This is a genomic window from uncultured Collinsella sp. (assembly GCF_959026545.1).
Lineage (GTDB): Bacteria > Actinomycetota > Coriobacteriia > Coriobacteriales > Coriobacteriaceae > Collinsella.
This window is the reverse complement of the sequence record NZ_CAUFLV010000007.1, coordinates 1-11,421: the sequence shown is the minus strand read 5'-3', so window position 1 is coordinate 11,421 and position 11,421 is coordinate 1. Positions and strand designations below refer to the sequence as shown.

At 58.0% G+C, this 11,421-nt stretch carries 10 protein-coding genes; all 10 read left to right on the top strand.

Annotation, left to right across the window (positions count from 1 at the left end; all coding sequences use genetic code 11):
* Positions 1 to 113: 113 nt before the first annotated feature.
* On the top strand, positions 114 to 980 hold the full coding sequence (locus tag Q5Q88_RS04740; protein WP_302742057.1) for a hypothetical protein: 867 nt from the start codon (positions 114 to 116) through the stop codon (positions 978 to 980).
* Positions 981 to 989: 9 nt separating this feature from the next.
* Positions 990 to 1,982 carry a hypothetical protein gene (locus Q5Q88_RS04735; RefSeq protein ID WP_118653483.1) on the top strand — a complete coding sequence of 331 codons (993 nt, stop codon included), beginning with the start codon at positions 990 to 992 and terminating at the stop codon, positions 1,980 to 1,982.
* A 75-nt stretch (positions 1,983 to 2,057) separates the two neighbouring features.
* On the top strand, positions 2,058 to 2,591 hold the full coding sequence (locus Q5Q88_RS04730) for an ATP-binding cassette domain-containing protein (RefSeq protein ID WP_118653516.1): 534 nt from the start codon (positions 2,058 to 2,060) through the stop codon (positions 2,589 to 2,591).
* Between the two features lie 2 nt (positions 2,592 to 2,593).
* Entirely contained in the window at positions 2,594 to 4,525 is a 1,932-nt protein-coding gene (locus Q5Q88_RS04725; protein WP_302742054.1) for a LuxR C-terminal-related transcriptional regulator, read from the top strand.
* Between the two features lie 159 nt (positions 4,526 to 4,684).
* On the top strand, positions 4,685 to 5,800 hold the full coding sequence (locus Q5Q88_RS04720) for an AAA family ATPase (RefSeq protein ID WP_118653485.1): 1,116 nt from the start codon (positions 4,685 to 4,687) through the stop codon (positions 5,798 to 5,800).
* Positions 5,801 to 5,983: 183 nt separating this feature from the next.
* Entirely contained in the window at positions 5,984 to 6,556 is a 573-nt protein-coding gene (locus Q5Q88_RS04715; RefSeq protein ID WP_118653486.1) for a histidine phosphatase family protein, read from the top strand.
* Positions 6,557 to 6,762: 206 nt separating this feature from the next.
* A complete protein-coding gene (locus tag Q5Q88_RS04710; protein WP_118653487.1) occupies positions 6,763 to 7,596 on the top strand; it encodes a PRD domain-containing protein in 834 nt (277 codons plus the stop codon).
* 97 nt (positions 7,597 to 7,693) lie between these two features.
* Entirely contained in the window at positions 7,694 to 9,133 is a 1,440-nt protein-coding gene (locus Q5Q88_RS04705; RefSeq protein ID WP_294123450.1) for a PTS transporter subunit EIIC, read from the top strand.
* Between the two features lie 111 nt (positions 9,134 to 9,244).
* Positions 9,245 to 10,699 (top strand): glycoside hydrolase family 1 protein, encoded by a 1,455-nt coding sequence (locus tag Q5Q88_RS04700; RefSeq protein ID WP_294159199.1) that lies wholly within the window; start codon positions 9,245 to 9,247, stop codon positions 10,697 to 10,699.
* Positions 10,700 to 10,758: 59 nt separating this feature from the next.
* On the top strand, positions 10,759 to 11,295 hold the full coding sequence (locus tag Q5Q88_RS04695) for a PTS glucose transporter subunit IIA (RefSeq protein WP_302742051.1): 537 nt from the start codon (positions 10,759 to 10,761) through the stop codon (positions 11,293 to 11,295).
* The last annotated feature ends 126 nt before the right edge of the window (positions 11,296 to 11,421 follow it).

Genomic DNA, 11,421 nt, shown 5'->3' with positions numbered 1-11,421 from the left:
TCAGGGGTGTACGACAGACAGAACAGGCATAACGGGTTAAGACTTGAAGTGTCTTCGACGGTGTGATGGCTCCATAAGGGGAAGCCGCACGTGGCAAGCGGATGGATGCTAGGATGTCTCGATCTTTTTTTACGCTGTTGCGCCTATGCACAGGGCGGAAGCTGGTTTGGGCGTTTCTCGCCTGTTTCGCGCTGTTGTTCTATGAGCTCGTTCAGCTGATGCTGACTGCGTACGGAAATGCAGGTCAAGTTGAGATCATGGGCATCGATTTGCCACCTCTCGTTCTGGCGGCGGAGGCCTTTGGGCGCTCCGCCGCCCCGTGGCTCATCGTGCCGTTCGTCGTGTGCGCCTATGCCGAAGAGCACTTGGCAAACGGCTACGTTGTGATGATTCAATCGAACGGTGAAGACGCCAAGGTTCTGGCGCTGAAATTCATATTAGTGGCAACTGCCCTCTCGTTATGCACCGCTGTTGCGATGGGCGTATGTATCCTGTTGGTATGCGCGTTGCTCTGTCGCGGTACGCTTGATGCCGCGTACATGACGAGTCTTGCGAGTGCAGGGGTCCGAGTTCTAACAGATTCCATGGCGATCAATTATGCCGGTGCGATCTTGGTCGGCATGCTTCGGGTGGTAGCGATCGGCGCCGCATCCATGGGCTTTGCCTTGATTGCCCGCTGGAAGCACGCCGGGGTGCTCGCTATTCCCATGATATGGCTCACGCTGTCTTATACCCCCGCAATGACGGTTATCGCTGGAGTATTGGGAACTCTAGGTATGCCGCCGGAGAGGCTGGCGAAACCCGTATATAGCCTGATGGCGTATACGGAGACAAGCGCCGCGCTGCATGTGTTTCTTTGCTCCGAGATTTCCTTCTGCCTTGTCGTGCTTGCGGCATCGGTGTTGGTTGCGGTCAAGGCACCGCGTTCTCTCCGAGTGAAAGCCGCAGGTGTGACCCAAAAAAACGATTTGATGAGATGAGGAGGGGTCATGCGCAGTGTCCATAGTGCGTCTTCAGCGTTCCGACGGCTTGTCAGTTTCGAGCTGCGGAGGTTCGTGACACCGTTCCGTATGGTATTGGCGATGGTTTCCCTCGTTGCGATGGTTGTGCTTGCGCGGGGCAACTTGCTGCAGCAGATGGCGATCGCGGCGCCTCAACTCGCCGACGATGGCATGAGCGTTTCGCCGACTGCTTTTGATATGGCATATCTGGCCCTCAACAACCAGTTGATAACGGGGATTATCCTTCCGATTGTGTGCGGCATTCTGTGCTCCGATCTTGTAGCGCGAGATTATTCGGGTGGGATGCGCACTCTGATTGCGTGCGAGACGCGGGGCGCTTCGACGTATGTAGCGGCAAAACTTGTTACCGCGGCAGTTGTGTGTCAGGGCGTCGTACTACTCTTCATTGCCGCATGCATCCTGGTGTCATGCCTCTTGCTCGATCTCCCCATTGCGATTGAACCTTCTGCATGGCTGGCATCGAGTGGGCCGCAGGACAGTATTTGGGCTCAATACGGGCCAATTCCCATGGGCTGGAATTACGCCGCACTCATTGTTGCGCTTGTCTTGGGTTTTGGGGCGCTTGAAACTGTATTGTCGTGGACTGCCATGGCGGTATGCTCTTTTTTGAAATCTCCAAGCGCGGCTCCGTTGGTTGTTGCTCTGTTTTATGTGATTGCCTCGCAGTTCGAGTCACTGGTCACAAGTTTGGGGATGTTGCTGGGGATTACCTCTTGGATCAAAACGATAGGCTGGATTGTCGATCGCCTGTGTCTGGTGAACTACCGATTGGGGGCTTCATTTTTTCAGGAGTTTGCCGGTGGCGCATATCAGGGGTATATCGCGGTCGCTTCGGATGTTGCAGCGGGCACGTATCCGATTAACAACTGGGCGAGTTTGCTGTCGATGCTTGCGGTTCTATCGGCCATTTCGATGGTGCTGCTTCTTGTCCACGAAAGAAGGCTTCACGGGCGAGCGTGACGCCTCGCATACGCGGAATTGTAGATAGATGGTTTTGAACGTATTGGGGCGATAGAGGGATGAGGTGGTAGAGAGATGGGGGCCTCCACGTCTGTCATCGGTGGTGGACCGGCGATTTCCCTGAGAAACGTGAGCGTTTCGTACAGGGATCGAATTGTTTTCTCCAATGCTTCTCTTGAGGCGAAAAGGGGAGACGTTATCGGGTTTATGGGACCCAACGGCGCGGGAAAAAGCACGATGCTGCGCGTGCTGGCAGGTCTTGTTGTTCCCCGCCAGGGAAGCGGGCAGGTGCTCGGTCATGCGCTGGGAGAACATCGTCATGTTCCTTTTGGCATCATGCTGGAAACCCCTCCGTTCATTGAAGAGAAGACGGGGAGGGAGAACCTTGTTCTCCTTGCGAAGCTCAGGGGCGTCGCAAGCGGAGATATTCAAAAGTACTGCGATGCATGCATGAGGACGGTTGGTCTGGATCCCAAGCTCAATGTCCCAGTCAAGTCCTATTCGCAGGGAATGAGAAAGCGCCTCGCTTTGGCTCAGTCATTGCTTTTTGCGCGTTTGACTGCTCGCCCGGCATGTTGCCCCTTTTGTTTTCGCTTCTGTTTGGGCTGAACATGATCGGGGCGGTCTTCTCTGTGTGGGGAGATGAGCCGCGCGCGCTTCGAGTGCTTGCCTGCGTTGAATTGGTGCCTGTGCTTACGCTCGTTGCTTCTGTGGGGGAGCAAATGGCCGGTCTTCTGGTTGACGGAACCTCTGCGCACGGCATGCCAGAAGTTGTTTTGCTTGCAGCATTGGATGGATGTTCCGTCCTCGCTTTGTTCTTGCGTGCTTTCGTCACGCGGGGTCGATATGTGGAAGAATCGCGCGAGGAGAAGTGTGTTTTGGTTTCCCCTGAATCGCTTGCGGAACAATTGGGTCCTTTCAACCTGTCTGAACGCGAGCTGTTCGTGTTGATGGAAAGCCTCCGAGGTAGATCTTTGGCCTCCATAGCCAAGGAACTCGGCGTATCACGATCAACGGCGGGAACGTACCGTTTGCGAGCGTATGCAAAGGCAGGCGTCGAGTCGCTTGATGAGGCGCGCGCCAAGTTCACCACGCCCAAGTCGGTACAGACGGCCGAGGTGATGGGGAGGGGTCCTTGCCCAGTGCGTCGGAGCGTCGCTGCTTTGGGTTTGGTGGCATGGTTCGCGCTGGCTGGGTCACTCTTACTACCGTGGAGCGGGTCACGTGCGTGGTTGTGCGACGAGGTGTGGTCGACATTGCCGTCGCTTCTGCTTATGCTGGCATCTTGCTATCTCATTTTCAGCAATCAAGTAGATTCGAGAAAGATGCGACGCGGTATGCTTCGGTATGCCGCGGTGTGTTCCGCACTGATTGTTCCTGTGTCATGTGCGCTGTCTGGCCGTATAGCTACCACTGGGATTCTCCCAGTTCTTTTCAGCTCGTTGGCGTTGTCCGCGCTCGTGGTGGGTTTTGAAAGCGTGGTTAATCTTGCGCGACGTGCTCATTGCGGGATTGTGGAATGCGCCGCGGTGGCTGCCATGGTTCTTTCCGTTTCATCTGCAACGGCTGTGTGGTATACGGTTGCGATCGCAACGTCCGCGGCAATTCTGTGCACGTTGTTAGCGTGGGTTGTGCGCACTGAGAAGCGAGGCGACGAGACCTCGATGCCTGAGGATGTGCGTACGGGTGACTCGAAGACAATGACTCAGACCGTCGGTTTCTTTCCGCGCAGAGAGCAGGCGTTTTGCATCATTGCGGGCTTTTCAATGGTGGGGTGGGGTTTCTACCAGATTAACGAAGTCGCTGTTTTAAACGTCGATGCCATAGCAAGCTTGCCACCGATCTTCTTTGCGTGTTCGACCCTCCTGTACACGAGTGCGCTCTTCTTCATCTGGAATCGCTATGTGAGGAATCGAGAAGTGCTCCTGGCGAGTTTTATTGCGATCATCTGGTTTGCTTCGGCCATGGTGATTATCGGACTGCAGTATTTGGGCTGTCATAACGATGCCTCTCCGATGGGGCACATGATGATCGGTTTTCCGTGCATGGTGCTCGCTGGCATGTCCGTTGACGCACTCCTGTCCTTCCAGGAACAACATAGCTGCAAATCGTTTAGATTTGCCTATCCGGTGGTGCTTCTCGTTGGGCTGGCGATATGGTGTGGAGGTATCGTTGTTGCGGACGCGGCGAAAGCCTTTGCATCGCAGGAAATATCTACGGTATGCATTGTCGCCGGGGGAGCTATGGGGTTCGTGGGCCTTGTGGACACAGGGCGTACGCTGCATAAACGGACAGCATTGAGCTCTACAAGTTCTGAGGCAGTTATTGATGTCCTGATAGGGGCAGGGCTCACGCCGTCTGAGGCGCGGGTAGCGCTGCTGGTGTGTAGCGGCCTCGCTGCCCGAGAGGCGGCAGGAGTGCTATGCGTCGAGTGTAGTACGGTGCGATCGCATTTGAGGAGTGTGTACGCGAAATTAGCGGTGCATACGAGGGCGGAGCTCGAGGTCGCGGTTGCTGCGCTTGTGCGCGAGCACATTCGATAGTGGTTTTCTATAGTGGGCCTCGGCGCATTCGCAAAACTTATATGGAAACATGCGATGGGTCGTCCTTGCGGTCTTGGCGCAAAGCAAATCAAAGCTGCAAAACAAATCAAGGAAATCAAGCGCGCAAAACAAATCAAGGAATGGGTATAGTGTAGGCGAATGAGCATTGTGATCGGAGGCATCGTGAACAACCCCTTTACACCGAATTTCGGTCAAGCACCTTTGTACATAGCGGGCCGCTCTTTTCTGACCGGTGAAATTGAACGGGCGCTCGATCGCGGGTTGGGCGACCCTGCGCTTGCGTCAATCCTTGTTGGTCCCCGCGGAACAGGCAAGACCGCTCTTCTGTCGCACCTCGGATCGTATGCAGAGGGTCATGGATGGATTGCCGTCAACGTTTCCTGCCTTCCCGGAATGCTGCAGGACATCTTGGAACAGACGAAGCGCCGCACGGTTGAGTTTGTCGAGCCTGCACACGATAAAAAGCTGAGTGCAATTTCTATTGGGCAGCTTGGGGGCATTGAATGGGAGCGTCAGGAACCGCCTACTCAAAATTGGCGGAGTCTCATGACGGACATTTTGGAAGAACTTGCTGCTCATGATGTCGGCCTCTATATCACCGTCGACGAAGTCGATCCAGAATTGGATGAAATGATTGAGCTTGCGGCGGTTTATCAGCTGTTCATTCGTGAGGGGCGAAACGTCGGTCTGCTTATGGCGGGTTTGCCCTACAAAGTTTCTGCCTTGCTGAGAGACAAGTCAGTTTCGTTCCTCAGGCGAGCCAGCCAATACCGGTTGGGCAGAATCGCCGACCCGGAGATCTCCACGGCGTTCAAATCAACGGTCGAGGCGGCCGGGGGAGTTGTGGACGAATGCGCGCTGCTCGCCGCTGTTGATGCGACGAATGGATTCCCCTTTATGATGCAGCTCGTCGGCTTCCGCTCCTGGGAAAATCGCGATGCCTCAAATGCGATGACGCTCGATTCGGTGGAAGAGGGCATTGCGATGGCAAAGGCGGATTTGGAAAACCGCATTCTGCGTCCAACTCTCGATGAGCTCTCCGATATGGATATCGCGTTTCTTGAGGCCATGCTCGAAGATGACGAGTTGAGCACGTCGGAGGACATCGCGAAGCGTTTGGGAAAATCTCCGAGCTATATCGCGACCTATCGAAAGCGTCTTTTGGAACAGGGGATTATAGAGCTCCAAGGCCGTTCCAAGCTCCGTATCGCGCTTCCCGGAGTGCGGGAATATCTGCCTGAGTATTTGTCGTGATGCCGTGAGTCCATATGGACGCAGCAACCGACTGCAGGCCGACGGGCGATTCACGACATCCCGCTCTACGCAATCGAGGCACGCGATGCGTGGCTTCCTCAATAGCAAGGCCGCACTTGCCTTTGAGTACGCTCCAAGGCCTAGGATGACGAGGTAACGTTCAACCGCGAGGAGGAGATGACGATGTCAAAGCTGTACATGATGAGGCACGGACAGACGCTGTTCAACGTGCTCAAACGCAAGCAGGGTTGGTGTGATTCGCCGCTCACCGAGCTTGGGATTGAGCAGGCAAAGCGCGCGGGCGAGGAGCTGCGCGAGCGCGGGATTACGTTCGACCATGCGTATTCGAGCACTTCGGAGCGTGCGTGCGATACCCTCGAGCTCGTGGTGCCGGGCATGCCTTACGAGCGTGTGAAGGGTCTTAAGGAGTGGAACTTCGGCAAGTTTGAGGGCATTACCGAGGACCTGAACCTTACGCCGCCGTTCGGCGACTTTTACGTGCAGTTTGGCGGGGAGGACGAGATGGAGTTCCGTAACCGCCTGTTCACCACCATCACCGAGCTTATGCGTCGCCCCGACCACGAGAGCGTCCTCATGGTGAGCCACGGCGCCGCGTGCGCGCAATTTCCTCGTGCGTTCGGCGTCGAGTTGACGGAAAGGCTCGGTAGGCGGATCGGCAACTGCGGGATATTCATCTACGAGTTCGATGGCGACTCTGGGTTCGAGCTGCTCGACGCGATCAATCCGAACGAGTAGCGGCTCGCAAGGCGGAGATTGACGTCTACCGTTTGCCGCCGAATAGCTACCGTTTGCGACTCGCTGTTAGAATTATGCAGCAGTGACTTATACAATATGAGAACAGCAGCAAGGTTGTTACTCTCCGGGAGGCATCACTTGCGCACTCAAGTCCGGGGGCCTTGTGGTCGCCGTTCGTGCGCAGAGATGGTTCGGGGAGTTTTTTCATGCTTATCCTCAAGAAGATCAACAACAACGTCGCCCTCGCGTCGACCGACGCGGGCGAAGAGGTCGTTGTTTTCGGCAAGGGCGTGGGTTTCCACGAGATGCCCTACGAACTTGAGGACGAGTCCGTTATCCAGCGCGTCTTCCGCGATGTGGACGAGAAGTCAATCGACGGGTTCGAGGGCATCTCCGATGAGGTCCTCCTCGTTGCGTCCGACATCGTCGCATTGGCGGACAAGGCTCTCGACTGCAAACTCGCCGGCAATCTCGTCATAAGTCTCGCGGACCATCTCCAATATGCGGTCGAGCGCGCGGGTGAGGGTGTGGCCATCGAAAATCCCCTGTCCCACGAGGTCGCCTTCGTGTATCCGCGCGAGACCGAGCTTGGCCGTCGCGGCATTGAAGTCGTGCGCGAGCGCTTGGGCGTGGAGCTTCCGGAGAGCGAAGTGACCTCCATCGCCTTGCACCTTGTCAACGCCGAGGTTGACGGCATGGGCAGCGCCCAGGACATGGACCTCGTTATGAAGAGCACCGTCATCCTCGAGCGCGCCACGCAGATCATTGAGGGCCAGCTTGGCCAAACGCTCGACCGCACCTCTTATGCGTACGTGCGCTTTGTGGCGCACCTGCGCTTTCTCATCCGCCGTCTTATGCGGGGTAGCTGCAAGGAGACCGAGAACTCGGGTCTGTTCCGCCAGGCGGCTCGCGATTTCCCCGACGCCTATCGTTGCGCGGCGGGTTTTAACGAATACCTCAAACGTGAATATAACTGGAGCTGCTCCGATGAGGAGATGCTCTACCTCATGATGCACGTCAACCGCCTGCGACAGGGTTGATCACGCACATCCAGTCGTCATATCGCACATGCCAGGGCCCGGCCAGGCGATGGACAAATAGGTTTGATCAGATTCTTTGGAGAGAAAGGACTGAGACATGGCAGGAAAGTACGACGACCTCGCGCGCGCCATTCTTGAGAATGTGGGCGGCAAGGAGAACGTCAACAGCGTCGCGCATTGCATCACCCGCGTGCGCTTCAAGCTCAAGGACGAGGGCAAGGCTAACACCGAGGCCATCGAGAAGCTCGAGGGCGTAATCAAGGTCATGCAGGCCAACGGCCAGTACCAGGTCGTGGTGGGCAATAAGGTTGAGGACGTATACGATGCCGTCGTCGCTGTGGGCGGTCTTGTCGCGGGCGGGGAGATCGACGCCGAGGACGACGCACCCAAGGGAATTGCCGCCAAGGCCATTGACCTCATCTCGGGTATCTTCGCCCCCATGCTCGGCACCTTCGCGGCCGCCGGCATCATGAAGGGCATCCTTGCCGCCATCACTCAGTTCGTCCCTGAGTTCGCCAACGATGGCGCTTACACCATTCTGTACACCATCGCCGACGGCATGTTCTATTTCCTGCCGGTCATTTTGGCGTACACCGCCTCCAAGAAGTTCAGGATGAACGAGTTCACGGGCATGGCAATCGGCCTTGCGCTCGTGTATCCCACGATGGTCGCCCTTACCGGCGGCGAGGTCGTGGGCAGCATCGATCTCGGCTTCGCTGGAACCTTCTCTTGGTACGCCACGTTCCTGGGCATCCCTATCATCATGCCCGCCTCCGGTTATACGAGTTCGGTTATTCCGATCATCCTCATGATCTGGTTCGGCTCCACCGTGGAGCACTGGTGCAAGAAGTGGATGCCCGCGTCCGTCAAGATGTTCTTCACGCCCCTCGTCACCATGACCGCCTCGATTGTGCTCGGCTATTTGGTCATCGGCCCCATCGCCACGCTGATCACCAACCTTCTGTCCCTGATCTTCTCCGCCCTGTTTGGCCTGCCCGTTATCGGCTCCGTGCTCGGCTGCACCATCGTCGGCGCGTTCTGGATGTGTCTCGTGATCTTCGGATTCCACTGGAGCCTCGTGCCCATCGCGCTCGTGAACCTCACCACGCTGGGTTATGACTACATTCTTGGTGCCGTGATCGCCCACTCCTTCTCCTTGGGCGCCGTGCTCTTTGCCATGTATCTCAAGAACAAGGACGAGAACTTCCGCGGCATCTGCCTGCCCGCCATCATTTCCTCCTTCTTCTTCGGCGTGACCGAGCCCGCCATCTACGGCGTCGCCCTTCCCGACAAGAAGGCCTTCGTGGTTGCGAGCATCGGCTCCGCCGTGGGCGGTCTCATCATCGGCCTCACGGGTGCCATGGTGTACATCTCCGGTGGTCTGGGTGTCTTCAACTGGCTGTCCTTCCTCCCGACCGACCCTGCGAGCACCGTGGGCATCATGCACATGGTCTGGGCGATCGTCGCCTCCCTCGCCGGTGCCGCCGTGGGCTTCGTGATCGAGTACGCGACCTATAAGCCGGAGGCCGCCAAGTAGGCGTCCGCTCCCGGCTGTGCGTCTGCACGTACCGTATAGCGAATGGCGAATAACAGCCCGGCGCGTTCGGCTCATCCCGGGCGCGCCGGGCCCATGCGAAAGGAGATCATCATGGCGAACTTCCCGAAAGGCTTCCTCTGGGGTGGCGCTACCGCCGCCAACCAGTGCGAGGGCGGTTACAACGAGGGCGGCAAGGGCCTCGGCGTGCCGGACATCATGACCGGCGGTACGGTGAGCGAGCCGCGCCACATCACCGACGGCATCCTGCCCGGGCGTCATTACCCCAGCCACGAGGCCGTTGACATGTACCATCACTACCTCGATGACATCAAGCTCTTCGGCGAAATGGGCTTCAAGTGCTACCGCATGTCCATCAACTGGAGCCGCATCTTCCCCATGGGCGATGAGGCGGAGCCCAATCAGGCGGGTGTGGAGTTTTACCGTCGGGTATTCGAGGCCTGCCGCGAGCAGGGCATCGAGCCCATGGTGACGCTGTCGCACTACGAGCTGCCCTACGGCCTTTCCAAGAATTATGGCGGGTGGAAGAACCCCGCGCTCATCGAGTTCTACCTCAATTACGCCCGCACCGTCATGACCGAGTACCGCGGCCTGGTGAAGTACTGGCTCACCTTCAACGAGATCAACTGCCTGCTCATGGGCGGATTTGGCGGCGTGATGGGCGGCGGCATGGTGCCCGAGGGGCTCGAGGACGTGCCCATGACCTTCGGCGCATGCGACTGGGACGACCCGCAGGTGCGTTTCGACGCCCTGCACAACCAGTTCCTGGCGAGCGCGAAGTGCGTGGTCATGGCGCATGAGATCGACCCTGAGAACAAGGTGGGCTGCATGATCGCCGGCAACGCCACCTATCCGCGCACCTGCAACCCCGCAGATGTCCTGAAGGCCCAGCGCGAGCAGCGCGAGCACAACTTTTACTGCGGCGACGTCCAGGTGCGCGGCGCGTACCCCTCGTGGGCGCCGTCCCTGTGGAAGCGCGAGGGCGTGAAGATTGAGGTAAGCGATGAGGACGCCGCCACGCTCAAGGCGGGCACCGTGGACTTCTACTCCTTCAGTTATTACATGAGCGCCACCGCCTCCGCCGACCCCAAGGCAAGCGAGGGCGGCAATATCTTCGGCGGCGCCGGCAACCCGTACCTCGAGAAGAGCGACTGGGGCTGGGCGATCGACCCCGAGGGCCTCAAGTATTACCTGGAGGAGGTCTACGACCGCTACCAGATTCCTCTTATGATCGTGGAGAACGGGCTGGGAGCCGTGGACGAGGTCGAGGCGGACGGCTCCATTCACGACCCGTATCGCATCGACTACCTGCGCCGCCACATCGAGCAGATGGACGAGGCCATCGCGGACGGCGTCGATCTCATGGGTTACACCATGTGGGGCTGCATTGACCTTGTGTCCGCCTCGACCGGTGAGATGAAGAAGCGCTACGGCTTCATTTACGTCGACAAGGACAATGACGGCAACGGCACGCTTGCGCGCAGCCGCAAGGACTCGTTCCATTGGTACAAGAAGGTCATCGCCAGCAACGGCGAGGATTTGGCGTAAAATAAGTTACATTGCATGAGCGCTGTCGAGCGCACGCACGGAACAACAAGGAGAATCTCATGGGCCTGTTCGACATATTCAAGAAGAAGGAAGCCCCCGCTGCTCCGGCAGCTCCCGCCGCCATTGAAGCCCAGGCAGGTGCCGACGTGCTTTGCGCGCCGGTTTCCGGCAAGGCCATCAAGATGGTCGATGTGCCCGACCCGGTGTTCTCCGGTGAGGTTCTCGGCAAGGGCTGCGCCGTGTGGCCTGAGGGCGATATCGTCTACGCCCCGGTTTCCGGCAAGGTCACCGTCACCATGGGTCACGCCGTTGGCATCATGTCCGATTCCGGCATCGAGGTCCTCGTGCACGTGGGTGTCGACACCGTCAACCTGCAGGGCAAGGGCTTTACCGGCTACGTTGGCCAGGGCGACCAGGTCGTTGCCGGCCAGCCCGTGCTCAAGATGGACCGTGCCGTCATCGCCGAGGCTGGCTACAAGGACTGTGTGGTGCTCGCCGTTTCCAACAGTGCCGAGTTCGAGGCAGTCGAGATGACCGTCGAGCCCGAGGCGTCCGTCGCCGCCGGTGCCGCCGTGGTCAAGGTCGTTCGCAAGTAAGTTGCCGCACGAGGCGCATGTCCGTGAGGTGCTTGCGTCGCCACATGAAAGAGGGCGCCGGGTGGTGAGCATGTGAACTGCGCCCCGAAACTTGGACGCGATAAATCATAACCGCTAAGCGGCCTC